Raw genomic sequence first — 24,751 nt, 5'->3', positions numbered from 1 at the left:
CCATCAGCGCACTACCCTGCACGCCTCATCACAGGAAAGCTGCCATGGCCTATCGCTCGAAAGTCGCGCTGGTGTATCTGATGGGGTTCGCCCTCGACCTGCTGAACATGTTCGCCGCCAGCATTGCCTACCCGGACATTGCCGCACAGCTGCACGCCTCGGTAACGCAACTGGCCTGGATCACCAACGCCTACATGCTCGGGCTGACGCTGATCATTCCGTTGAGCGTGTGGCTGGCTGCACGGGTGGGCGAGCGGCGGCTGATCCTCGGTTCGCTTTTGCTGTTCGGGATCGCCTCCGGACTCATCGCTCAGGCGAGCTCGATTGAAAGCCTGATCGGCTGGCGACTGCTGCAAGGACTGGGTGGCGGGTTGCTGCTTCCGGTCGGTCAGGCCTTGGCCTATCGAGAGTTTCCGACGACACAACGCGCGCACTTCACCGGTGTGGTTTTGCTGGTGACGTTGATGGTGCCGGCCCTGTCGCCGGCGGCGGGTGGCTTGATCGTCGAGGCGTTGTCGTGGCGCTGGATTTTCTACCTGAACATGCCGGTGGCACTTTTCGCTTTCGGTCTGGGCCTGCTCTGGTTGAAAGCGGATCAGGCAACAAGCACACGCCCGACACTGGACGCTCGCGGCCTGCTGCTGGCCGTTTCCGCGCTGAGTCTGTTGTTGATTGCCGTGAGTCTCGCGAGTGCGCCCGCAACCCGACATCTCGCGGGCGGTGTGCTGCTGCTCAGCGTCATCACCTTGTGGATCTACCTGCGAGATGGCTGGAACAGACCGGGTGCAGTCCTTGATCTGCAATTGATCAAGAACCCGTCATTGCGCCTGGCGATGCTGATCTATCTGTTTGTGCCCGGCATCTTTACCGGCACCAACATGATTGCCGTGTTGTATCTGCACGACCTCGGTTTCGGTGCAGCGCAAACCGGGGCGCTGATGCTGGCCTGGGCGGCGGCCTCGGGCGTGGCGATCATGCTTGGCAAACGCAGCTTCAACCGGACCGGTCCCAGGCCGTTGCTGATTGTCGGCATGCTGCTGCAATGCCTTGGCATCGTCGTGCTGATGCAGATCGATCAACCCGCCAGCGGCCCGTTGATCCTCGCCTATGCCCTGATGGGATTGGGCGGCAGTCTGTGCAGCGTCACCGCGCAGACCCTGGCATTTGTCGGCATCACGCCGGAAAAAATGGGCCACTCCAGCGCCCTGTGGAACATCAACCGCCAGCTCGGTTTCTGCCTCGGCGCAGCGCTGCTCAGTTCATTGCTGGGTGCCTTGGGTGCCAACGGATTCAAGTACTGCTTTCTCGCCGCTGCACTGCTCACGCTGTTGCCGATGGCCGCCGTACTGCGTTTCGACTCGACAAAAGTGCTAGCCCTTCTGCGCTCACCTCACCTTCAGGAAAAATCCACATGACTGACTACACCGACTATTTTGACGAAGTGATCCGGGCCCATGAGGCCATCGAACGATGGTTTGCCGTGGAGGAAGAAGAGGCAACGCTTGAACGATTGCTGGCGCGTTTTTCGCCACGGTTTTCCATGGTGACGCCGCTGGGGCGCGTGCTGGATTTCGAGGCCTTGCGTGCGCTGTTTCAAACGGTGGGCGGCAAGAGGAGCGGGTTCAGGATCGAGCTCGACGAGCTTCGCGGGATTGCTTTGCATGAACGCGGCGCGACGGTGAGTTATCGCGAACAGCAGACCGATGCGAGCGGATTGCACACGGATCGACGTTCAACTGTGGTGTTTGAAAAAACCGAATCCGGACGGGTGATCTGGCGGCATCTGCACGAAACGTTTTGCCAGGACTGACACCGTCGGTTATGGCGAGGAAGCCTGCTCCCTCGCCAAAGGATTACTCGGCAGCGTCCTGCTTCACCACCACCGTGCAGGTAATCCCCGCCGCCAGCAGCACACCCTCCGGCACTTCATCGATGTGAATCCGCACCGGTACCCGTTGCGCCAGGCGCACCCAGTTGAAGGTCGGGTTCACATCGGCGATCAGCTCGCGGCTTTCCGGGTTGTCGCGGTCGTAGATGCCGCGGGAAATGCTCTCCACGTGGCCCTTGAGGACTTCGCCGCTCATCAGTTGCATGTCGGCTTTGTCGCCGACGCGCACGTGAGGTAGTTTGGTTTCTTCGAAGAAGCCGTAGACCCAGAACGAATTCATGTCGACCACGGCCATTTTCGCTTCGCCGATACGGGCGTAGTCGCCGCGATGGACATTGAGGTTGGTCACGTAGCCGTCCACCGCCGCCCGCACTTCGGTGCGTTTGAGGTTGAGTTCGGCGGCTTCCAGTTGCGCCTGGGCCTGTTGGTAATCGGCCAGTGCGGAGTCGGCGATGTTGCTGGCGTCGTCGCGGTTTTCCTTGGAGATCACCAGGTTGTCGAGGTCAGCGCGGCGGTGAGCGTTGACCTTGCGCATCTCCCACGTGGCCTTGCGCGAAGCCACCAGCGACTGCGCCTGTTTCACCGCCAGGCGATAGTGTTCGGGGTCGATCTGCATCAGCAGATCACCTTTTTTCACCAACTGGTTGTCACGTACCGGCACGTCCACCACTTCACCGGTGACGTCAGCGGCGACGTTGATGATGTCGGCGCGCACCCGGCCGTCGCGGGTCCACGGGGTGTTCATGTAGTGCTCCCACAACGTACGGCCGATCCACAACGCCAGGGCCAGCACCAGCAGGGTCGCGAGCAGGCTGAAAAACTTTTTCATCGGGACAATTCTCAGACTCAACGGTAGACGGTCAGCGCCATCGCGCCGAACAGACAGGTAAACAGGCTCAGGCGCAGCAGCGCCGGGTGCCAGAAGAAGCGGTACAGATCGAACCCCGAAAGGAACCGGTCCAGCGCCCAGGCCAGTGCCGCGGCGACGAAAAACATCAAGGTCATGGTCGGCATGTACACGCCGTGGAAGGCGATTTCACGAGGCATGGGCAAGTCCTTCGGGCTTGGCGACGGCATAGGCAGCAAGGGGTGATTGCGGGTCGAGCAACGAGGTGCGGATGAAGTGCAGATAGCTTTTCACCCGCCGCAGCGCCGAGGTATCGAAGTGCGGGGCGAACGGTTCATCGGTAGCGGCGACCCGGCTGATCGCGTGATCGACGGCGACCAGGGCGCGCTCCAGATTGCTTGAATTCGGTTGCAGGAACAGCCGCACCAGCGAGCGCCCCATGACCCGGATTGCCTGCCGCCACGGTTGCGATTCGGCATACGCCGGGTGCACCGGCAGGATCGCCTGTTCCTTGCGCAACTCGATGATCGCGTGACCGACTTCCAGCACCACGAACATCCAGCGCAGCAGGTTTTTCTGCACCTGCGGCTGACCGGCCGCCAGGCCGTAAGCCTGATGCATCAAGTCGCGGGTACGGCTTTCGAAACTCGACGCCAGGCCCTTGAGTTTGCCGCTGATCGCGTACACCACTTGCCCGCGCAGATCCTGCTCCAGGCGTCGCCACAACCAGCGGCTGTTCGGCGGCAGAATGATTGCGCCCGCCGCCGCGCAGACCAGCATGCCCATGACCATGGCGATGTAGTCGTTGATGAAGGTGTACGGGTTGTAGATCGTCAGGTTGTCCGGCACCGAACCGGTGCTGAAGAAGATCAGCAGACCGAGACCGACACCGGCGTATTGCGGTCGCGAAGCGAGGAACGAGCCGAGCACGATCACCGGTGCGAGCATCACACACAGCAACGGGAAACCATCGATCCACGGGAAGATGAAAAACATCTCGACGAAGCCGATCAACGCCCCGAGGAATGTGCCGCAGGCCATCTGGAACGCCATGCGTTTCGGGTTCGGCGTGGCGGCGGACAGGCCCACGGTGGCAGCGGCGATCAGGGTCATGGTCGCGCCGCTCGGCCACGCGGTGGCGACCCAGTAACTGCCGAGTACGACGAGGATAAACGCGGCTCGAATCCCTGAAGCCGCGGCCGCCCACCAACTGGTTTGCGGGGTGAACGGTTCGTCCCAGCGTTCGCGCTCGTGGCTGTGATCGGCCAGCGAGGCGTGGGTCTGTGCATAACCGTGCAGGTCATCGACGAAGCGATAGAGCAATTCGTACGCGGTGTGGAAATCCAGCAGCTCGGCGTCGCTCGGATCGCTCTCTTGGAAGGCCGCCCGCAGACTGCGCACCCGCGCCGGCAACCCTTCCTTGTAAGCGGTCAGCGCCGTTACCAGACGCGCCGCATCCGGGCTGGTCAGGGCGCGGCCGCTGAAGCCGTCGAGCACTTCGGCCAGATCCTGCAGACCCGGTTTGATCGCTGCCTCCACATGGTCGGCACCGTTGCGGCGCAGGCGTTCGAGCAACTGATGCAAGGCGTTGAAACGGGTGGTGATACCCATGAATTCGCTGTTCAGGCGACTGAGCCGACCGTTACGGCGACGCATGTGCGGGTCTTCAAACACGGTCACGCTGCGCAGCCCTTCCAGCCCCACCGCTTCAGCGATGAAGCGCACGTTGCTGGCCTCGAACGCCTCCGGTTTGCTGCGCCCGCGCAAGCCGTCGGTGACGAACAACGCGAACACACCGAAGCGCTGATACAAGGCGTTGCGCATGGCTGCGCTGGCGGTCTGCGGCAGGATCGCGGCGCTGACCAGGGTTGAGCAGAGAATCCCCAACGAAATTTCCAGCACCCGCCACACCGCCGCCATGAACGCGCCGTCAGGATGCGCCAGTGCCGGCAGGCCGACCATCGCGGCGGTGTACCCGGCCAGCACAAAACCGTAGGCGCGGAAGTTGCGGCAACGAGCGGCGCCGGCCGAGCAGATCCCGACCCAGATCGCCAGCGAGCCGAGGAACAGTTCAGTGTTCTGGGCGAACAAGGAAATCAGCGTGACCATCATCGCCGACCCGGCCAGAGTGCCGAGGAAGCGATAGAAACTCTTGGCGAACACCTGGCCGCTCTGCGGCTGCATGACGATGAACACGGTGATCATCGCCGTGCGCGGCTGCGGCAGCTCCAGGCGCATCGCCAGCCACAGGGTCAGGAATGCGGCGATCAACACCTTGAAGATGTAGACCCAGGTCACGCCGTCGCTGCGTGCCCAGTCGAAGAAACCCCGGCGCCATTCCAGGGAGTAGAGCCAGCGCAAAGGTGCGGGCAGGTGAGTCATTTGGTCTTGCTCAAAAAGTCAGTCGAACCGGAGAAACTGTGGGAGCGGGCTTGCTCGCGAATGCGCTGTGTCAGACAACAAATGGGCTGTCTGACACTCCCTCTTCGCGAGCAAGCCCGCTCCCACAGGGGTTGTGTGTTCAACGCAGGAGGGCCGGGGTTTTCGGTGCGGCGGTCTGCTCAAAAGTCGGGACGTCTTTACCCGCACCAAGGCCGCCGCCCAATGCCGTCACCAGTTCCGCATGGGCACTCAAGCGCGCCGCCTGCACCTGCTGCTGCACTTGCTGCTGCTTGAACAGCAGGGTCTGCGCATTGAGCACGTTGAGGTAATCGGTGAGCCCGCGCTGGTAGGCGATCATTGCGATGTCGTAAGTCTTCTGCGCCGTAGCCACCGATTCGGCGGCGAACGTCTGCTGCTTGTCCATCGACTCGCGGCGGATCAACTGATCCGAGATGTTCTTCAGCGCATTGACCAGGGTCTGGTTGTAATGCGCCACGGCGATGTCATAACCCGCTGACGCTTCACCGAGTTCGGCACGCAGTCGACCACCGTCAAAGATCGGCAGCGAGATCGCCGGCCCGACGTTGTAGTTGAGCTTCTTGCCGGTCAGAAACTCCAGCGCCCCGCCACCGGTGGCCATGTAGCCGAGGCTGCCGACCAGATCGACGTTGGGGTAGAACCCGGCGTGCGCCACATCGATCCCGCGAGCCTGCGCCGCCACTTGCCAGCGACTGGCGACCACGTCCGGACGCTGGCCGAGCAGTTCGGCAGGCAGTGCCGACGGTAACTTCAGCGCCGCACCGAGGGACAGGGTCGGCCGTTGCAACTGCGCGCCAGCGCCCGGCCCTTTGCCGGCCAGTGCAGCGATCTGGTTGCGGCTCAGGGCGATTTCTTCGTCCAGCGCATCCAGTTGCCGATGGGTTTCCGGCAGCGGGGTTTCGGCCTGGCTGACTTCGAAGTGGGTGCCGATCCCGCCGTCCAGACGTTTCTGTGCCAGCTCGAGAATCTGCTGTTGCTGCTTGAGCGTCGCCGCGACGATGTCGCGCTGGGCGTAGTGCAGTGACAGTTCGATGTAGGCGCGCACGATGTTGTTCTGCAATTCGAGCTGCGCCTGACGCGCCTCGGCAGCGCTCATGTGCGCCAGATCGACGGCCCGCTCGGTGCTGTTGCTTTCACGGCCCCAGAGGTCGAGGGCGTAACTGAAACCCAGCGCGGCGTTGTTGTCCCAGGTGGTGCTGTTGGCCAGCTCACCGGGACCGTAGAACTGGTCGGTCGGCCAGTTGTGGCGCTTGAGGGTCGACTCGCCATTGATCTGCAACGACTCGGCGGCTTCGGCGACACCGGCCATGGATCTCGCCTGACGCACTCGCGCGGCGGCCATCGCCATCGTCGGGCTGCCTTGCACGGCCAGGTCGATCCAGCGGTTGAGTTGCGGGTCGCCATAGGCCTGCCACCATTGGGCGGTGGGCCAGTTTGCGTCACGGGCGGCGTGGGCGATGGCCTCGTCGGTGGCCAGTTCATTGGCCTCCAGAGCCTTGCCCTGCGGAGCAATGCCTCCGGTTCCGATGCAGCCGCTGAGACCTAACGAAATAGCCAGAACACTGAGCGATAAAAGCGCTCTGTTGATGCGACGCGGCACTGCTGCGAATTCCTGAGGTGGGGGATGTTTCGAGGTGTGCGCAATTCTAGGGGGCGCCCTGAACGGCGATAAGCTGGGTTTTCTGCGAATCTTTGTTACGGTTAACGAGATAATCCCTTGGTCGGGGGTCTCAGCCCCTGAAACTTCGTGTCACAATTTGCCATCTCCCTTGAGAGCACCCCATGGACACTTTGCAAAACATGCGCGCCTTCAGTTGTGTGGCCGAAGCGGGCAGCTTCACCGCCGCGGCCGTGCAACTCGACACCACCACCGCCAACGTCTCGCGCGCGGTCTCCAACCTTGAGGCCCACCTGCAAACCCGCCTGCTGAACCGCACGACCCGGCGCATCGCCCTCACCGAAGCCGGCAAGCGCTACCTGCTGCGCTGCGAGCAGATCCTCGCCTACGTCGAAGAGGCCGAAGCCGAAGCCAGCGAGGCCCACGCCCGCCCGGCCGGACAATTGAAAGTGCACACCATGACCGGCATCGGCCAGCACTTCGTGATCGACGCCATCGCCCGCTATCGCAAGACCCACCCGGACGTGACCTTCGACCTGACCATGGCCAACCGCGTGCCGGACCTGCTCGACGAAGGCTACGACGTGTCCATCGTCCTGGCCCGCGAACTGCCGGATTCGGGTTTCGTTTCGCAACGCCTGGGCATCACCTACAGCATCGTCTGCGCCTCCCCGGCCTATGTGAAGGCAAACGGCTGCGCACAAAAACCCAGTGACCTGCTGAACCACGCCTGCCTGCGCCTGGTGAGCCCGGTGATCCCCCTGGAAAAATGGGCTTTCGACGGCCCTGAAGGCCAGGAAATGGTCACCATCAACAGCTCCCCCTTCCTGGTGAACTCCGCCGACGCGATGAAAACCGCGATCACCAGCGGCATGGGGGTGGGTGTGTTGCCGGTGTATGCGGCGATCGAAGGCTTGCGCAACGGCACACTGGTGCGAGTGATGCCGAACTACCGCTCGCAAGAGCTGAACCTGTATGCGATCTACCCCTCGCGGCAATATCTGGATGCGAAGATCAAGACGTGGGTTGAGTACTTGCGTGGTTCGTTGCCGGAGATTCTGGCGGGGCATCAGGCGGAATTGGCGGCTTATGAAATGAGTGGGAGTATCGCGGGGGTGCGGGTGGCCAACTGATTCATGGCCACACGATATGAAATGGTAGCCCGACTATAGCAATTTGTTCTGAAAAACTGTCATTTATGACAGTGGTCAAAAAACTCCTTCGAATTAAAGCTCTGTGACGTCAGTTCACAGTTCATTCGAAGGAGCACTACCATGTTCGCTGATATCAAAACAGTTGCAGACGTTGGCACACTTGACGCCAAGATTCATGGTTTCAAGTTTCCCGATTTCGAAGGTCGCGTCACGTTCTTCTTCGATGGCAGTTCCATTGGGGGAATTTACTTAATTTCCAAGCAGGAAATCAGCGATACCGAATGGAATGAATTCAGCCTCGTGGTATCTCCGGACATCCAAGCTAAACGCTATGAGCTGCCCAACGCTGCCGTTCCTATCGTCCCTAACTTTCGAGAAGTGTGGATTGATGAGCACGGTGAAACGTACAGCAGGAACTACGTGACCGACCAGAAATCAGGACATTTCACTGTCGAAAAAATTGATATCAAAACAGGTGAATTCAAAGCAGAGTTCAACGTCGGTATTCGGGATGAAGGCAAACGCCATCAGGCAGTTGGCAAAATCAATGTCACTGGATGGAGTGAGGTAAAAAATTAATACCGCAATCGCAGCGCCTTGCTGCCGCCCTAAGGGGTAGGCAGCGAGGTACTCGCCTAACCCTCGACAAGAATGTTAGCTTGCTTGGCATCCAGCCGCCCGACGAGCTCTCCTTCAATGAAAAAAACCGTCCTCGCCTTCAGCCGCATCACCCCCCCCATGATCGAACGCCTGCAACAGGACTTCGACGTCATCGTCCCCAACCCGAAAAACGGCGACATCAACGCCCAGTTCAACGAAGCCCTGCCCCACGCCCACGGTCTGATCGGCGTCGGTCGCAAACTCGGCAAGGCCCAACTGGAAAATGCCGCAAAACTTGAAGTCGTCTCCAGCGTCTCCGTCGGCTACGACAACTACGACCTCGCCTACTTCAACGAACGCGGGATCATGCTCACCAACACCCCGGACGTCCTCACCGAAAGCACCGCCGACCTGGCCTTCGCCCTGATCATGAGCAGCGCCCGCCGCGTCGCCGAACTGGACGCCTGGACCAAGGCCGGCCAGTGGCAAGCCAGCGTCGGCGCACCACTGTTCGGCTGCGACGTACACGGCAAGACCCTGGGCATCGTCGGCATGGGCAATATCGGCGCGGCCGTCGCCCGTCGCGGACGCTTCGGCTTCAACATGCCGATTATCTACAGCGGCAACAGCCGCAAGACCGAACAGGAACAGGAACTCGGCGCACAATTTCGCAGCCTTGACCAACTGCTGGCTGAAGCCGACTTCGTCTGCCTGGTCGTGCCACTCAGCGACAAGACCCGCCACCTGATCAGCCATCGCGAACTGGCACTGATGAAGCCGAGCGCCATTCTGGTGAACATTTCCCGTGGCCCGGTGGTCGACGAGCCAGCCTTGATCGAAGCGTTGCAGAACAACCGCATACGCGGCGCCGGTCTCGACGTCTACGAAAAAGAGCCGCTGGCCGAGTCGCCGCTGTTCCAGCTGAAAAATGCAGTGACCTTGCCGCACATCGGCTCGGCGACCAATGAAACCCGCGAAGCCATGGCCAACCGTGCACTGGCCAATCTGCGCAGCGCCCTGCTTGGCGAACGGCCGCAGGATCTGGTCAATCCGCAAGTCTGGCGCGGATAATAAATCGGGCAAGTACTGTGCAGTACTTGCCCGATCACTGATCTGACGCACATAACTTGCAATTGAACTGAATAACTGACCAGTTCCTTCCGCTATAGAATCTCCAAAAATTAAAACTTTCTGGAGACATTAACCTTGAGAAACCTCGGCACCGACCAACTCATCCGCTACAGCAAAGTCATCTTGATGGCTTACATCAGTTTTTTCGGCATTCTAGTGATGTACAGCAACTTCACCGACTATCCATCAAACTATGAATATGTCGGGCACATCCTCAGCATGGACACCACTCAGATCAACGAAAACATACGACATCGGGCAATTACCTCGCCCATGCTGCACCACCGTATTTACTGGTTGATCATTACCCTTGAAGTGATTTACACCATTTGTTGCCTGCTGGGCACTTACCACCTTTATCGAAAAATCAACGAATCGGCAGACGCCTTCCACGAAGCCAAGAAACTCTCGATCATTGGTTTGATGATCGCCATGTTTGTTTATTATGTCGGTCTGCAAACCATTGGCGTTGAATGGTTCGACATGGATACTTCACAAACATGGAATGCCAAGGACTGGGCCCGACACATTGTCGACTTTATATTTCCATTATTGATTTACATCGCCATAAAAATTGAGCGCTGAATATCCGGCGCCCAATAACCTCAGGCCAGTTTGCCTTGAGTCGGCCGTATCGGTGCGCGGGGTTTGCGGAACACCAACACATTGCCCAACATCACCAGCACCAACCCCGCCAACGCCGGCGCCGTCCATTGGTAGCCCTCGGCAAATGCCGAAACATTAAGCGCCACGACCGGGAACAGCACCGTGCAATAGGCTGCGCGCTCCGGCCCCATGCGACCGACCAGGGTCAGGTAAGCGGTGAAGCCGATCACCGAACCGGGGATGACCAGGTACAGCAGCGCACCGATGTAGCGCGACGTCCATTCCATTTCGAACGGAATGCCTTTGATCAGGCACCACACCGACAGCATCGCCGCGCCGTAGGCCATGCCCCAGGCATTGGTGGTCAACGGTTTGAGGCCGGCCTTCTGTTGCAGGCTGGAGAGCATGTTGCCCGCCGAGAAACACAAAGTGCCGCAAAGCGCCAGACCGAGGCCGAGCAAGGTTTGCGGACTGGCGTGATGCCCGGCCAGTTCCGGCCAGAACAACAGGCCCAGTCCGCCCAGCCCCAGCGCCCCGCCCATCAGCACATTGCGCGCGATGCGTTGACCGAAGAACACCCGTGCATTCAGCGCGTTCCACAAGGTCGCGGTGGAAAACACCACCGCCACCAGACCGCTGGGAATCCATTGGCTGGCAGTCAGGAAGCACATGAAGTTGACGCAGAACAGGCACAAGCCCTGCGCCACGCAGATCAGATGCCCGCGCCGGTTCATCGGTTGCAGACGACGGCTGAGCAGCAACAGCGCAAACAGCACCAGCGCGGCAAGGCCGAAGCGATAGACGATTGACACCGGAATCGCCACCACGCCCAGTTGCCACTTCAGGGCAATCCAGGTGGTGCCCCAGATCAGCACGGTCAACAAATACAACGACAGGTTCATGGCAGACACTCCTCGATTGGGTTTCAGTGTCTGCTGAGGACGAGCTTTCACGCTTGCAAAAAATTGCTCTTTTTAACTACCCGCACGGCACGAAGTATTCAAGACTGCGGGGATGTGAGAACAGGCGGTGAGTCTCAACGAGAACATCACCAGAAAGCCCGGTACCAATACAATTTGCGCAACAACGTTGCAGACCGACTGGATCTGCAACGTTCTGGGCCATCCGAAAAACTATACTTTCCACGTATAACCTTCAAAACCATCGACAGTGGGGCCGGAATAATCGAGTGTGTAAAACATAGACAACCAACCAATGCTGTCCCACTGACTATCACGAATTGAGTAATCGAACTGACCGTCACTCACGTTGATTTCATCCACAAATCGACCATCCTGATTGAAAATCTGGACAACTGCGTTGAACGTGGAAATCAATTTGCATCTGATGCGCAGAATTCGCTCCTCCGATTTCAGGGTAACCTTCATTTGTGCGCGCACACCTTCGGACATGGAGTCACCAGAAAACTCAAGCACATTGCCTAGGAATCCAGCGTCAGTTTCCGTCGGTGTAGCACTACGACAGTTCAATGGAACATCTGCAGTTCCCCATGTCGTTTTTAGTTCAATATCAAAATGGGCAAGCTTGAGGGTCTGATGCCGGCCTGGAGTAACGCCTTCAAATCCTTCCTCCCACAATTTTTCTTCCGCCATGACGTTTCACCTTTTAGACTTGGGTCGTGAGCACACATCTAATACTTATTCACCACATCTACCAACTGTCAGTTCTAACAGTCTTAAAGAACTAAACGCACTTAAAAACCAACCGTTGATACTTTTTTCATGACTTGCGAAAACTTGCGGTTTTTAAGAGGCACTGGCTGGCAGCGCGAATTCTGCGGAGTAGGATGCAAGGCGTTGAAGAGAACCGATCATGGCCGCCATCGATACCCTGCAAGTCTTTCAAGCCCTCAACAGCTCGCCCAATGCACGCCTTGTGCACAGCGCCGAGTTGGGTGACGGCTTGTCCGCGGCCTTGTGGACCAATCACCACGACGCCCAGGAATACGAAGCGCCGAGTCATCACACCCTTTCCTGCTACATCGCCGGCGGCACCGGCACCTTCCGTCGTGGCGAGCCCGGCAACAAGGGCGGTCCGGACAAGCTGTGCATCCTGCCCGCCGATCACGAATCAGGTTGGGTCATCAACGGTGATATTCGCCTGGCTCACCTGTACTTCAGCGCCGAACAATTTGCCTTGGGTTGCGTCACGCTGCTGGATCGCGAGCCTCGGGAAATGCAGCTGCGCGAACAGACTTTCCTCGAAGATCCGCAACAGGCCCACCGGTTTCGCCAGTTGCTGACCCTGAACTGGGACGAACCCGGCGAGCGTCTGCTGACCAGCAGCCTGGCCCACGAACTGATCAGCCACACCCTGCTGAGTCAGGTCGGCGTACGTCAGGGTTTGCGCCTCAAGGGTGGACTGGCGCCGCATCAACGTCGGCAACTGGTGGAGTTCATCGACAGCCAGTTGGCAGAGCCGATCAGCCTTGGCCAATTGGCGGGGTTGTGTGCGCTGTCGGAATACCACTTTGCGCGGATGTTCCGGGTGAGCTTCGGCCTGCCGCCGCATCAGTATGTGCTGGCACGGCGCTTGAACCGGGCGCGGGAGTTGTTGCGGGGCACGGCGTTGCCGTTGGGGGAGATTGCCTTGGCATGCGGATTTGCCAGTGCCAGCCACTTCACCAACCGCTTTCGCCAGGTGCTGGGTGGAACGCCCGGCGAGTATCGCCAGGCGTTTTTGCGCTGATCAGAACTCCAGCGTGCTGGACAACGAAATCTGCCGCGAATCGCCCATCGACACGAAGAACCGGCTGGCCGCCGAGGTGTAATAGGTGCGGTCGAACAAGTTCTTCACGTTAAGCTGAAACTTGACCTTCTGCCCTTCCACTTTGGTGTCGTAGGTGGCGAACGCGTCGGCCACGGTGTAGCTCGGCAGTTCGAAATCATTCACCGCGTTACCCGCTCGCTCGCCGACATACCGCGCGCCGGCGCCGACACGCAGTTGATCACCGCCGATCACGCTGCCGAAGTCATAGACCGCCGACAGCGAGCCGGTGTTCTTCGCCACGTTTTGCAGCTTGTTGCCTTTGTAGTCCGGGTCTTCGGTGACCTCGGCGTCGGTGTAGGCGTAGCTGCCGATCATGCTCCAGCGGTCGCTGAGCTGGCCGGTCAGGTCCACTTCCAGACCGCGGGAACGTACTTCACCGGCGGCGCTGTAGATCGTGGTCGGACCTTCGGCATTGGCCACCAGCACGTTGCGTTTCTTGATGTCGAACAGCGCGATGTTGCCGGTGACGCGGCCCGGAATGTCGAGGCGTGCGCCCAGCTCCCAGGACTTGGCTTCTTCCGGAGCGATGCTGCCGTCGAGCACGGTGCTGCTGCCGCTGAGCGGAGCGATGGTCGAGTTCGGTTTGAACGACTCGGTGTAGCTGCCGTAGAACGACAACGCGTCGGTATAGCGATACACCAGACCGGCACGCGGCACCCACTTCTGCCCGTTGCTGTCGGTGTTGGCCTTGAACGGCACGCCTTTGCCGGCGTACTGGTCGTACTCCTGGAACCGCCCGCCGGCCACCAGAATCCACTGGTCGTTGAGGTGGATCGAGTCCTGCAGGAACACCGAATCACTGCGCAGCAGATCGGTCTGCGCGCTGTCCGCCGGGCTGACGGTGGTACCTTCGACTTCGCGGCCATAGACCGGATTGACGTAACTGAAGGTGCTCAGGCTTTTCTGGCGGATCAGGTCGGCACGGTAGATCTTGCGGTACTCGTCGTCGACGCCGAACACCAGGTCATGCTGCATGCCCAGCACCTTGACCTTGCCTTCGAGGCTGGCAGTGGTGAAACGGTCGGTACTGATCGCGCCCTGGGTGCCGTCCATGCTGCGGGTCAGGGTGCCTTTTTTGGTGTCGATGGCGGTTACGCGGACCTGGCTGGCGTCATAGGTTTCGCGGTTCCAGCTGTAGCCGAAATGGGCTTTCCAGTCATCGTTGAGTTCGTGGTCGGCCTCGAAGTGGTAGAGGTCCGAACGCCCTTCCATGTCGTTGAATTTCTCGTCGAGACGTTCGTTGCGCGAAATGTCCAACGGATGGTTGGTGCGTGGATCGATCAGCGTGCCACGGTCGAACGGCGTCAGGAATTCCCGATGCTCATACGCGAACAACAGCTTGGTGCGCTCGCCGTACCAGGCCAGCGACGGCGCGATCAGCGATTCACGGTGCGTACCGAAGTTGCGCCAGTAATCCTCGTCCTCGTGATCCAGCACCATGCGATAGGCCAGGCCGGAATCACCCAGCGCACCGGTGCTGTCGAACGAACCGCCGCTGCCGTTCTTGCCGTCGCCGTAAGTCGAGCCCCGCAGGGTCAGGGCGTTGTACTGCTCAAGTTCGGGTTTCTTGCTGACCATGTTGACCACGCCGCCCGGGTCCTGAATCCCGTACAGCAGCGAGGCCGGGCCCTTGAGCACTTCGACGCGATCCACGGTGGCGTTCATGCCACGGCCCTGCACTACCGGCATGCCGTCGCGCATGATCGAGCCGTTGCGGTTATCGCCGAAGCCACGGGTCATCACCGAATCCTGGGTGCTGCCCAAGGTGTTGCCCTGGGTGATGCCGCTGACGTTGGCCAGGGCGTCATCGAGATTGCGCGGCGCCTGGTCGCGAATGACCTGGGTCGGGATCACGTTGACGGTCTGCGGGATTTCCTGAAGCGAAGCGGAGGAGCGCATCACCGAACTGGTTTCCGGTGGCTGGTAACTCAGCGGCTGATTTTCCATCGAGGTGATAGTGGTCGCACCGAGGTTCAGTGCGCCCTCGATGGGCTGCGGTTCGAGCATCAACGTATGACTGTCGGTGCGACGGAAGGTCAGGCCGGAACCGCTGAGCAGACGTTGCAGCGCCTGTTCGGCACTCATCTGGCCATTGATTGCCGGCGCGTCGAGGCCGTAAGGCGCTTCGACGGTGTAGACCACGCTCTGACCGGTCACGCGACTGAAATCGCTCAAGGCCTGCGGCAGCGGTTTGGCGGTCAGGGAAAAACTGAATTGTTTCTGAGGCTGGCTGCTGTTGCTTTCAGCGGCTTGCGCCACGCTCATCGGCAGTAATGCCAACGCCGCAAAACTCAGCGCCGAGGCGCCGAACCACTGTTTGACCGAACCCGATTTTGCCCTGGACTTCATTGCTCATGACCTGTGTAGAACCGCAACGGATGCGAATGACTCGCAGTTTCAGTCACTACACGGATGGCATCGGGATTTACCTCACCACAAAATTGAAAATATTTTCAGAATGAGATTTTGTCAGTGCCGACGCCTTCGCGAGCAAGCTCGCTCTCACCCTGAAATGCACTTCCCTGTGCGAGCTTGCTCACGAAAGGGCCAGTGAGATCAGCGAAGAATTATCAGATTTCCCGGCAATTGATGCTGCTCGAATCCCAACACCCCTTGCAGCGAGTTCAGCACCGCTTGCGGGTCCTTGCTCGGAAAGCTGCCGCTGACTTTGCGTGCGCCCAGTTCGTCGTTGAGCAACACGATCCGTCCGGGAAAATAGCGCCGCAGATCCTGCACCACATCGGCCAGTGTCGACTTGTAGTAAGTCAGCCAGCCCTGACGCCAGGCCAGTTGCGCTTCGCTATCCACGGCGTGCAGTTTTTGCGCCGAACCTTCGCCATACGCAACCTGTTGGCCAGCAGTGAGAATCTGTTGTTCGGCGTCTCTTGCCGCCGTCACACCGACGCGTCCGGACAACACGGTGACCTGAGCCCCACGAGGTTGCAGGCGTACTTCGAACTGAGTACCGAGCACCCGCGCCTGGCCCCTCTCGGCCTCGACCACGAACGACTCGCCGGTGTGAGTCACGCTGAAAAATCCGGCGCCGCGGCGCAATTGCACATGCCGCTCGCCGTGACTGAAATCCACGGCGATAGCGCTGTCGGCGTCCAGCGTCACCTGCGATTGATCGGCCAGGATCACGGTGCGGATTTCGCCGGGAGCCGAAACATAATCGGCGCCCAGATCATCGACCCAACGCTGCGGCTGCCAACCGGTGCCGAGGCTGATCATCAGCAACAGACAGGCCGCCATGGCCAGTCCACCGGCCCAGCGTCGAAGGGGCGTACGGCGCGGTCGGTTCATCGCATTGAGCAATCCCTGCAACGCCAGAGCGTCTTCATCGGCCAGAGTACGCGCCGGCCCTTCGCTCAACTCCCAGATGACCTGCGCCTGGGCGTATGCCTCGGCATGCGCGGGATCGGCATGCAGCCATTGACTGAAGGTCAGTTGATCACCGGTGCTGGGGCGGTCATGCAACAGGCTCAGCCAGGCAAAAGCCGCCTGCTCCTGAGCGGGCGTCGGGGTGACGCGGTCAGTGTGGTTCACGGTGCTTTCCCTGGCAGGCGTGGCGCGGGTTCGCGCAGGCTGGCCTTGCAGGCCTCGAGGGCGCGCATCATATGTTTTTCCACGGCGCTTTGGGACAGGCCCATGGCCTTGGCGATCTCGGCGTACTTGCGCCCGTGGATGCGATTGAGCAAAAAGATCTGCCGCGTGCGCTCGGGCAAGGCGCGCAACGCTGCTTCGACGTGGCGCAGATCATTACCCGCTTCGAGCGCGGCCTGTGGCTCGCTGGCGCTACTGTCGGGTTCGTCCGGTTGCCAGCCTTCATTGACCCGAACCCGCGTGCCTTCACTGCGCAAGTGGTCGATCGCAATGTTGCCGGCGCAGCGCAGAAGATAAGTGCTGAGCTCTTCCACCTGAACGAGCGGCCGGCGCCAGAAACGCAGGAACAGATCCTGCACCAGATCCGCTGCCGTCGCCCTGCAACCGACGCGCCGGTTCACCAGCGCTTCCATTTGCGAACGTTGGGACAGAAACACCTGCAGAAAGTGCGCGCGGGCGCCGTGGGGCTCGTCGTCGCGGGACTCGGGCGGATGGCTGATCAGCATCTCAGTTCAAGAACCCTGCGACAGTGAGCGGTAGTGGGCCGGTCATTGCCTGCCTTGAATCCTCTTTCATGCGTAACCCAGCCCCCGAGCAGCGCCGGAGATCGTCGCCAGAATCACACTCGGCACCAGCAGCCCGACCCACGCGGCCCACGCGCTGCGGCAGGCGAAACACCAGAGCACGGCCACCAGGTAAACCAGAAACGAAACGGTCATCCCGGTAACGACTGCTTCGGCGCGGTTCAGCGGTAACCACAGGGTCAGCGTGACACTGGCCAGCGCCGCGACCAGATAGCCGCCAAACACCGCCGCGAGCACCCGCGACGTGACAGCCAGACGATAGGACATGGGAAGTGCGGCGAGTTTGGCTTTCATGTTTCGACCCTGAAACGGTTAACGCCCGGCCAACAGCCAGACGACAGGCAAACAATATTAATGATAAATATTCTCATACGCAAAAGAGTCTGATTGCCGGCACTTACGCGCAGCCCTACAATGCGAACCATTCTTGTTCTCTAACGCATCCTGCATGCGCCCGGAGTGATGCCGTTGTCGTCCGCCCATCCTGTCGAATCGCTCTACCAGGCCCATCACAGCTGGCTCACCGGCTGGCTGCGGCGCAAACTCGGCTGCCCGGACAGCGCCGCCGATCTGGCCCAGGACACCTTCATCCGCGTCCTGACCGCCCGCGAGCCGCCGGTGATCATCGAACCCCGTGCGTTCCTCACCACTCTGGCCAAGCGCGTGCTGTTCAACCATTACCGCCGTCAGGACCTGGAGCGCGCCTACCTCGACACCCTCGCGCAGATGCCGGAAATGGTCGCACCTTCGGAAGAGGAGAAAGCGATCATCCTGCAATCCCTGATGGAGCTGGATCAGTTGCTCGACGGTCTTTCGCGCGTCGTCAAACGCGCATTTCTGCTGGCACAAGTGGATGGCCTGACCTATCCACAGATCGCCGCTGAACTGGGTATCTCCGTGGCCACGGTCAAACGTCATCTGAATAAAGCGGCGATGCGCTGCTATTTCGCCCGGTGAACCCGCCGATGGATTTTTCCGCGCAGGTCGCCGAGCAGGCGGTGCACTGGTTGCTGGAAATGCAGCAGGGCCCATTGAATCCGCGCCAGCAACAAGCCTGGCAACAATGGATCAACGCCCACAGCGAACACCGCCGTGCGTGGGAACACATTCAGCGGGTCAATTCGCGGCTGCGCGGATTGTCGTCGCCACTGGCCCACGCCGCGTTGAATGCGCCGAAATCCGCCAGCCGGCGTCAGGCGCTGAAGTTGTTGCTGATTCTCGGCGCCGGCTCGGCGGTCACCTGGGGAATGCGCAAGCACAATCCGTTGCCGTCGCTGCTGGCCGATTACCGCAGCCCGGTCGGTCAGCGACGCAAGATATCGCTCGGCGCGGACGGTCAATTGCAGCTCAACACCGCGAGTGCGGCGGATGTCCGGGGCGATGGTCTGATTCGCTTGCTCGAAGGCGAAATGCTGCTGACCGCCACACAATCCTTCGAAGTACAAACCGCCCAGGGCCTTCTGAAAACCCAGGGCGCGCGAATAAACGTGCGGCAGTTTGCCGACCGCACGCAGGTTGCGCTGTTTGAAGGTCGGGTCGAATTGAATGCGCAAGGTCGCGCGCCGATGCTGCTGCCGGTCGCCCGACAACTGAGTTTCAGCTCCACCGACGTCAGTGCGGCAAAACCGCTGGACGCCAACAGCGGCGCCTGGGCCGACGGCATGCTGGTGGCCGCGCACATGCGCCTTGGCGACTTCCTCGACGAACTGGGTCGCTACCGTCGCGGGCAGCTCAATTGCGATGTGAAAGTGGCTGACCTGCTGATATCAGGGACTTATCCACTGGACGACAGCGAGCGGATTCTCGACCTGCTGGCAATCAGCCTGCCAGTGAACGTGAAGCGTTTTACTCGCTATTGGGTGACGGTCGAAGCCAGAGCCTGATCGCTCCCACGCTCTGCGTGGGAGCTCAACCCCGGGGGCTCCGCGTCCCCTGTAAAAATAAATGAGCCGTTTTTCAGATCTGGTGTGACAGAGAAGGAAAGCCCCCTTGATTCAACCTTCTCAGGACCGTCCTCCATGCACCCCACCCGCCTCACGCCGTTGGCCCGAACCCTGCGCAACCTCGTCCTCGGCGCCAGCCTGAGCTTCAGCGCCCTGCCCCTCGCGCAGGCCGCTGAAACCAAGGCTTATCACATCGCCCCGTCATCGCTGGAAAACGCCCTTAACCAGTTCGGTCGTGAGGCCGGTGTGCTGATCTCGTTCGGCTCGCAAGTCACCCGCGGCGTGCAGAGCCGCGGCCTGGAAGGCAGCTATACCGCGGAACAAGGCCTGAACGCGCTGCTCGAAGGCACCGGCCTGCGGGCCCGGGCCGAAGGCGGCAACGCTTTCAGCCTGCAACCGTCGAGCGATACGGCGCTCGAGCTGGACACTTCGACAGTGGTTGGCGACTGGCTCGGTGAAGCCGAACAGGTCAACGTTTTCGAGCACCCCGGCGCCCGTGACGTGATCCGTCGCGAAGAATTCGAACGCCAGGGCGCGACCCAGGCCCGCGATGTGCTCAACCGCATTCCCGGGGTCAATGCCCCGGAAAACAACGGCACCGGCAGCCACGACATGGCGCTGAACTTCGGCATTCGCGGCCTCAACCCGCGCCTGGCTGCACGCTCGACGGTATTGATGGACGGCATTCCGGTGCCGTTCGCGCCTTACGGCCAGCCGCAGTTGTCCTTCGCACCGATCAGCATGGGCAACATGGATGCGGTGGACGTGGTGCGTGGCGGCGGTGCCGTGCGTTACGGCCCGCAGAACGTCGGCGGCGTGGTCAACTTCGTAACCCGGGCGATCCCTGACGAGCCGACCGTCAAGGGCGGCTTCCAGACTGAAACCAGTCCATCGTCCAGCCATGACGGCTTCAAGACCAGCGCCAACCTGCTGGCCGGCGGCACCAATGCCAATGGTCTGGGCGGCGCGTTGCTGTACTCCGGCACGCGCGGTGGCGACTGGCGTGAACACAGCGACACGGAAATCGACGACCTGATCCTCAAGGGCAAATACCAGCTCGACGAAGCCAACAGCTTCAACGCCATGGCCCAGTATTACGAAGGCAAGGCCGACATGCCCGGCGGCCTGAATGTCGCCGACTACGATGCCGACCCGTACCAGTCTACCCGGCCAAAAGACCAGTTCTGGGGCCGTCGCACGATGTTCAATGTCGGCTATCGCTACCAGGAAGATCGCCGCGAATTCACCGCCAACACCTTCTTTACCAAGACCCTGCGCAGCGGTTATCTGGATCAGGGCACGTTCCTGTCGCTGTCGCCACGTGAATACTGGGTTCGCGGTCTGGAAACCCGATTCGCCCAAGGCTTCGACCTTGGCCCGACCGCCCATGAAGTCGGCGTCGGCTATCGCTATATCAACGAGGCCGGTCACGAGTTGCGCTATCGCACCCCGATCGCCAGCAACGAATACCCGACCACCAACAGCCGCAACGACCGTGACACTCGCGGCGGCACCGAGGCCAATGCGTTCTTCGTCGATGACCGCATCGACATCGGCAAGTGGACGATCACCCCGGGCGTGCGCTACGAAATGATCGAGTCGCAGCAGACCAACAACCTGACCAACGTCAAATACAAGGGCGACTACAACACCGCGCTGCCGGCGTTGAACGTGCTGTATCACCTGACCGACAGCTGGAACCTGTACGCCAACACCGAGGGCTCCTTCGGCAGCGTGCAATACAGCCAGATGCCCAACCGCGTCAGCAGCGGCGAAGTGAAACCGGAGAAGGCCCGCACGTGGGAAGTCGGCACCCGCTACGACAACGGTGCACTGCGAGCGGAGATCGGCGCGTTCCTGATCAACTTCGACAACCAGTACGAAAGCAACCAGACCAACGATTCGGTGATCGCCCGTGGCGAAACCCGGCATCAGGGCATCGAAACCAGCGTCAACTACGCTCTCGACGACTTGAGCCCGGCGCTGGCCGGCTTCGATGTCTACGCCACTTACGCCTATGTCGACGCAACCATCCGTGAAGATGGGCCGAACAAGGGCAATCGTGTGCCGTTCTCGTCGAAACACAAAGGCACGATCGGCGTCGGTTACACCGAAGGGCCGTGGAAACTGAACCTGGACAGCAGCTTCCAGAGCGACCAGTTCGCCGACAACGCCAACACCTCGAAAGAAAGCGCCGACGGCAGCACCGGCAAGATCCCCGGCTACATGCTGTTCAGCAGCCGTGCCGGTTATGACTTCGGCCCGCAGCTGTCGGACCTGAACGTGGCGGTGGGGGTGAAAAACATCTTCAACACGCAATACTTCACCCGCTCGTTCGATGACAACAACAAGGGCAAGTATGTCGGTGAGCCGCGCACGGTGTACGTGCAGACCTCCGTGGCTTTCTGATCCTGCTGAAAACAGAAAGGGCCTGCAATTGCAGGCCCTTTCTCATTGGGTGGCTTGGAAAATCAGCGCATCAACTGTTGATCGCTGCCTGTTCGTTCTCGTCAAACTCTTCCGCCAATAGCTTGTCATTGGCCTTGCTTGTGAATGGCACCACAGCGGCTCGCGGTTTGCCGCGCAGTTTGCCAAACAGGTGCTCCAGCGCGTGCTCCAGTTTTTCGGCTGCACCATCGATCGCCTGTTCCAGCGAATCGGCTTTGTGGGTGACGGAAATCGGTTGATGGCCTTTCGGCCGCGCTTCCAGTTGGCAGCGCAGGTCATGGGGACCCGGCTTGTCACCGTTCTCGTCGCTCAGATGGACTTCGACACGGGTCAGGTCTTCCTCATAACGGTCGAGCGTGCTCTCAATTGTGGTGCGTACCCACTCCTCCAGTCGTTTGCTGCTTTGAATATGGTTGTCGCTGTTGACTTGGATTTGCATAGTTCATCCCTTATTTCAGCTAGCTCGCAAGAGGCCTGGAACAGGATTTCGTGACCTCTTGATTACAACAATCGGCCCGCTTGACGAACATTTCAACCCCTGAAAAAAGATAAATATTCATACGCAAAAAAAGCCGGACAACCGAGTAAAGCGCTGGTAAGGTCGGGAGTTGGGTCGCCCCGGCACCCCGTAAAATCTGCTCACAATTGGCCATCACGCAGCGGGTGAAGGCTGCGAAAAATTCCCGCCTCCTCCACCAGCCAATCATGCACCGCCCGCACACCCGGATGGCTCAACGCCCCCGGCGCATAAAGCAAGACATAGCGCTTGTGATTGGGCACTGAAATCCCGAATGGCACGATCAACGTCCCCCGCTCCAGCTCGTCGTTGAGCAACGTGCGCCGGGCAATCGCCACGCCCATACCGGCAATCGCCGCTTCGATGGTCAAGTGGTTGCGATTGAACGTGTGCCCGCGCCGCACATCGGCGCCCTCGAAACCGATGGCATTCAGATAAAACTCCCACTCCGCGTATTCATAGCTGCCGCGCCAGGCGGTGATGTCGTGCAGCAGCGGGAAATGCACCAGATCCGCCGGCCCGTGCAGCGGCGGCCGCCCACGCAGCAGGCCCGGCGCGCACACCGGAAAAATCTGCTCGTCGAGCAAGGCTGTGGATAACAGGCCCGGATAACTGCCGTCATTCAAGTCGATGGCCAGGTCGAAGTCCCCTTCATGCAACGGCACGCTGCTGTCCTCGGCCACCAGTCGCAACTGGATGTCCGGGTAACGCTGTTGCAGGCGCGGCAAACGCGGGGTCAGCCATTTGCTGAGGAACGACGGAATCGAACGCACCCGCAGAATCCCGCTGATCATTCCCGCATCCAGGCGCCGCAATTCTGCATCGATGCTGCCGTAGGCCTCATTCACCGTGATCGCCAGTCGCTGCCCTTCCGCGCTCAACTCCACGCCCCTGGCGCGGCGGTGAAACAAGCGAAACCCCAGCCGCTCTTCCAGCTGTCGGATTTGCTGACTCACCGCCCCCGGCGTGATGTGCAGTTCCTCGGCACAGCGAGTGAATGACAAGTGCCGTGCGGCACAGGAAAACACCTGCAGCCAGACGTAAGTCTGGGCATGCAATTGACGGCTCATGGTTTAGTCCTGCTAAAGGCTTACTTAGGAAGTTTCGTTAGTCACGTTGAAGCGAGGTAGGCAGTATCGCCGACATTGCGCTTGTCCTACAAAAAATGGCAGCGATTCCTACTCCATCGCTTGTAAGGGTTTAGCATGGCTATCAGTGTTTTCGATCTATTCAAAGTCGGCATCGGCCCGTCCAGTTCCCACACCGTCGGCCCGATGCGCGCCGCCGCGACCTTCGCCCAGGCGCTGATCGACCAGCATTTGCTGAACGATGTGCAGCGGGTGGAAATCCGTTTGTACGGCTCGCTTTCGGCCACCGGCGTCGGCCATGCCACTGACCGCGCGACGGTCATGGGTTTGATGGGCGAATGGCCGGACAGCATCGATCCGTCGACCATCGAGCCTCGCATCCAGCAACTGCGCGAGACCGGCCAACTGTCTCTGGCCGGTAAACGCTCGATTGCCTTCAACTGGCAGCACGATCTCCTGCTGCTGGACGAGAGCCTGCCCTACCACCCGAACGCCATGTCGCTGACAGCCTTTGGCGCATCCGGCCAACTGTTCGAGCAGACGTACTACTCCGTCGGCGGCGGTTTCATCATCGAAGCGGCCGAAGCCGAATCCGGTGTAGCGCCGGCCAGCGACGTCGAGTTGCCCTACGAATTCTCCAGCGCCGTCGAACTGCTGGCGCTGTGCAAGCAGCACAACCTGCGGGTTTCCGAACTGATGATGGCCAACGAACGGGCCTGGCGTAGCGACGCCGAGATCCGTCAGGGCCTGCTGCACATCTGGTCGGTAATGCGCGAATGCGTCGAGCAAGGCCTGCGTCACGAAGGCGTCCTGCCCGGCGGTCTGAATGTTCCGCGTCGTGCAGCAAAATTGCACCGCAGCCTGTTGGAAATCGGCAAGCCGAACGTCATCAGTTCGACCCTGTCGGCGATGGAGTGGGTCAACCTGTTCGCCCTCGCCGTCAACGAAGAAAACGCCGCCGGCGGGCGCATGGTCACTGCACCGACCAACGGCGCCGCCGGGATCATTCCGGCCGTCCTGCACTACTACATGAAATTCAATCCGGATGCGTCGGACGATGACGTGGTTGCGTTCTTTCTGGGCGCTGCCGCCGTCGGCATTCTGTGCAAGAAAAACGCTTCGATCTCCGGCGCCGAAGTCGGCTGTCAGGGCGAAGTCGGTTCCGCTTGTGCGATGGCCGCTGCGGGTCTGGCCGATGTGCTTGGCGCCACACCGGAGCAGCTGGAAAACGCCGCCGAAATCGGTCTGGAACACAACCTCGGCCTGACCTGCGATCCCGTCGGCGGCCTCGTGCAAGTGCCTTGCATCGAGCGCAACGCCATCGCGGCGGTGAAGGCGATCAACGCCACGCAAATGGCCTTGCGCGGCGACGGCAAACATTTCATCTCCCTCGACCGGGTGATCCGCACCATGCGCGATACCGGCGCCGACATGCATGACAAATACAAAGAGACTTCACGGGGCGGCCTGGCCGTGAGCTGGGTGGAGTGCTGAGGAGCGCTCCCCGACCGCC

At 60.4% G+C, this 24,751-nt stretch carries 23 protein-coding genes; 11 read left to right on the top strand and 12 right to left on the bottom strand.

Going from position 1 to position 24,751, the window contains the following annotated elements:
• The first annotated feature begins 44 nt into the window (after positions 1–44).
• Together NE357_RS04820 and NE357_RS04815 are read left to right on the top strand one after the other, a co-directional pair.
• The gene (locus tag NE357_RS04820; protein WP_169428945.1) at positions 45–1,415 is read left to right on the top strand and encodes an MFS transporter; all 1,371 of its coding nucleotides are present in this window, start codon (positions 45–47) and stop codon (positions 1,413–1,415) included.
• Positions 1,412–1,810, top strand: coding sequence for a DUF4440 domain-containing protein (locus NE357_RS04815; RefSeq protein WP_169428944.1), 399 nt, complete (start codon positions 1,412–1,414; stop codon positions 1,808–1,810). Before NE357_RS04820 ends, NE357_RS04815 begins: the two co-directional genes overlap by 4 nt.
• 43 nt (positions 1,811–1,853) lie before the next feature.
• On the opposite strand, the gene NE357_RS04810 is transcribed toward NE357_RS04815, so the two are convergent.
• The 4 genes from NE357_RS04810 to NE357_RS04795 all read right to left on the bottom strand — a co-directional run bounded on the left by NE357_RS04810 (position 1,854) and on the right by NE357_RS04795 (position 6,756).
• The gene (locus NE357_RS04810) at positions 1,854–2,717 is read right to left on the bottom strand and encodes an efflux RND transporter periplasmic adaptor subunit (RefSeq protein ID WP_085746982.1); all 864 of its coding nucleotides are present in this window, start codon (positions 2,715–2,717) and stop codon (positions 1,854–1,856) included.
• 17 nt (positions 2,718–2,734) lie between these two features.
• Positions 2,735–2,935 (bottom strand): DUF1656 domain-containing protein, encoded by a 201-nt coding sequence (locus NE357_RS04805; RefSeq protein ID WP_003221811.1) that lies wholly within the window; start codon positions 2,933–2,935, stop codon positions 2,735–2,737.
• Positions 2,925–5,117, bottom strand: coding sequence for an FUSC family protein (locus NE357_RS04800; protein ID WP_169428943.1), 2,193 nt, complete (start codon positions 5,115–5,117; stop codon positions 2,925–2,927). The genes NE357_RS04805 and NE357_RS04800 overlap by 11 nt, the downstream gene beginning before the upstream one ends.
• A 139-nt stretch (positions 5,118–5,256) precedes the next feature.
• Positions 5,257–6,756 carry an efflux transporter outer membrane subunit gene (locus tag NE357_RS04795; RefSeq protein WP_169428942.1) on the bottom strand — a complete coding sequence of 500 codons (1,500 nt, stop codon included), beginning with the start codon at positions 6,754–6,756 and terminating at the stop codon, positions 5,257–5,259.
• Between the two features lie 182 nt (positions 6,757–6,938).
• Between NE357_RS04795 and NE357_RS04790 the strand changes: the two genes are divergently transcribed.
• The 4 genes from NE357_RS04790 to NE357_RS04775 all read left to right on the top strand — a co-directional run bounded on the left by NE357_RS04790 (position 6,939) and on the right by NE357_RS04775 (position 10,244).
• Complete coding sequence (locus tag NE357_RS04790) at positions 6,939–7,907, top strand: LysR family transcriptional regulator (RefSeq protein WP_169428941.1); 969 nt, start codon at positions 6,939–6,941, stop codon at positions 7,905–7,907.
• A 141-nt stretch (positions 7,908–8,048) separates the two neighbouring features.
• On the top strand, positions 8,049–8,507 hold the full coding sequence (locus tag NE357_RS04785; protein ID WP_169428940.1) for a hypothetical protein: 459 nt from the start codon (positions 8,049–8,051) through the stop codon (positions 8,505–8,507).
• Positions 8,508–8,624: 117 nt separating this feature from the next.
• Positions 8,625–9,599 carry a 2-hydroxyacid dehydrogenase gene (locus tag NE357_RS04780; RefSeq protein ID WP_169428939.1) on the top strand — a complete coding sequence of 325 codons (975 nt, stop codon included), beginning with the start codon at positions 8,625–8,627 and terminating at the stop codon, positions 9,597–9,599.
• Between the two features lie 135 nt (positions 9,600–9,734).
• Positions 9,735–10,244, top strand: coding sequence for a DUF2165 family protein (locus tag NE357_RS04775; protein WP_169428938.1), 510 nt, complete (start codon positions 9,735–9,737; stop codon positions 10,242–10,244).
• A gap of 20 nt (positions 10,245–10,264) precedes the next feature.
• Here NE357_RS04775 and NE357_RS04770 read toward each other — a convergent pair whose 3' ends face one another.
• A complete protein-coding gene (locus NE357_RS04770; protein WP_169428937.1) occupies positions 10,265–11,167 on the bottom strand; it encodes a DMT family transporter in 903 nt (300 codons plus the stop codon).
• A 231-nt stretch (positions 11,168–11,398) separates the two neighbouring features.
• Entirely contained in the window at positions 11,399–11,878 is a 480-nt protein-coding gene (locus NE357_RS04765) for a hypothetical protein (RefSeq protein ID WP_169428936.1), read from the bottom strand.
• A gap of 220 nt (positions 11,879–12,098) precedes the next feature.
• Between NE357_RS04765 and NE357_RS04760 the strand changes: the two genes are divergently transcribed.
• Positions 12,099–12,974 (top strand): helix-turn-helix domain-containing protein, encoded by an 876-nt coding sequence (locus NE357_RS04760; protein WP_169428935.1) that lies wholly within the window; start codon positions 12,099–12,101, stop codon positions 12,972–12,974.
• On the opposite strand, the gene NE357_RS04755 is transcribed toward NE357_RS04760, so the two are convergent.
• From NE357_RS04755 to NE357_RS04740, 4 genes are all read right to left on the bottom strand, one after another.
• Positions 12,975–15,404 (bottom strand): TonB-dependent siderophore receptor, encoded by a 2,430-nt coding sequence (locus tag NE357_RS04755; RefSeq protein WP_169428934.1) that lies wholly within the window; start codon positions 15,402–15,404, stop codon positions 12,975–12,977. It abuts the gene before it with no gap.
• 207 nt (positions 15,405–15,611) lie between these two features.
• Entirely contained in the window at positions 15,612–16,601 is a 990-nt protein-coding gene (locus tag NE357_RS04750) for a FecR family protein (RefSeq protein ID WP_169428932.1), read from the bottom strand.
• Positions 16,598–17,164, bottom strand: a complete 567-nt coding sequence (locus NE357_RS04745) for an RNA polymerase sigma factor (RefSeq protein WP_119426751.1) — start codon at positions 17,162–17,164, stop codon at positions 16,598–16,600. Before NE357_RS04745 ends, NE357_RS04750 begins: the two co-directional genes overlap by 4 nt.
• Before the next feature lie 66 nt (positions 17,165–17,230).
• Positions 17,231–17,536, bottom strand: a complete 306-nt coding sequence (locus NE357_RS04740) for a DUF3649 domain-containing protein (RefSeq protein WP_169428931.1) — start codon at positions 17,534–17,536, stop codon at positions 17,231–17,233.
• 174 nt (positions 17,537–17,710) lie between these two features.
• Between NE357_RS04740 and NE357_RS04735 the strand changes: the two genes are divergently transcribed.
• The 3 genes from NE357_RS04735 to fecA all read left to right on the top strand — a co-directional run bounded on the left by NE357_RS04735 (position 17,711) and on the right by fecA (position 21,594).
• Positions 17,711–18,199, top strand: a complete 489-nt coding sequence (locus NE357_RS04735; protein WP_169432595.1) for a sigma-70 family RNA polymerase sigma factor — start codon at positions 17,711–17,713, stop codon at positions 18,197–18,199.
• Positions 18,196–19,125: a DUF4880 domain-containing protein gene (locus NE357_RS04730; RefSeq protein WP_169428930.1), complete on the top strand. Its 930-nt coding sequence runs from the start codon at positions 18,196–18,198 to the stop codon at positions 19,123–19,125. Before NE357_RS04735 ends, NE357_RS04730 begins: the two co-directional genes overlap by 4 nt.
• Before the next feature lie 135 nt (positions 19,126–19,260).
• Positions 19,261–21,594 carry a TonB-dependent Fe(3+) dicitrate receptor FecA gene (fecA, locus tag NE357_RS04725; protein ID WP_169428928.1) on the top strand — a complete coding sequence of 778 codons (2,334 nt, stop codon included), beginning with the start codon at positions 19,261–19,263 and terminating at the stop codon, positions 21,592–21,594.
• A gap of 70 nt (positions 21,595–21,664) precedes the next feature.
• On the opposite strand, the gene NE357_RS04720 is transcribed toward fecA, so the two are convergent.
• The gene (locus tag NE357_RS04720) at positions 21,665–22,072 is read right to left on the bottom strand and encodes an HPF/RaiA family ribosome-associated protein (protein WP_011332524.1); all 408 of its coding nucleotides are present in this window, start codon (positions 22,070–22,072) and stop codon (positions 21,665–21,667) included.
• Between the two features lie 200 nt (positions 22,073–22,272).
• Positions 22,273–23,220 (bottom strand): LysR substrate-binding domain-containing protein, encoded by a 948-nt coding sequence (locus NE357_RS04715; protein ID WP_169428927.1) that lies wholly within the window; start codon positions 23,218–23,220, stop codon positions 22,273–22,275.
• A 135-nt stretch (positions 23,221–23,355) separates the two neighbouring features.
• Here NE357_RS04715 and NE357_RS04710 point away from each other — a divergent pair, with 135 nt between their 5' ends.
• Positions 23,356–24,732 (top strand): L-serine ammonia-lyase, encoded by a 1,377-nt coding sequence (locus NE357_RS04710; RefSeq protein ID WP_169428926.1) that lies wholly within the window; start codon positions 23,356–23,358, stop codon positions 24,730–24,732.
• Positions 24,733–24,751: the final 19 nt, after the last annotated feature.

The organism is Pseudomonas sp. G7(2022) (genome assembly GCF_052660475.1).
Note: the sequence above shows the minus strand (reverse complement) of the source record. Positions and strands in the feature narration are given on the sequence as shown.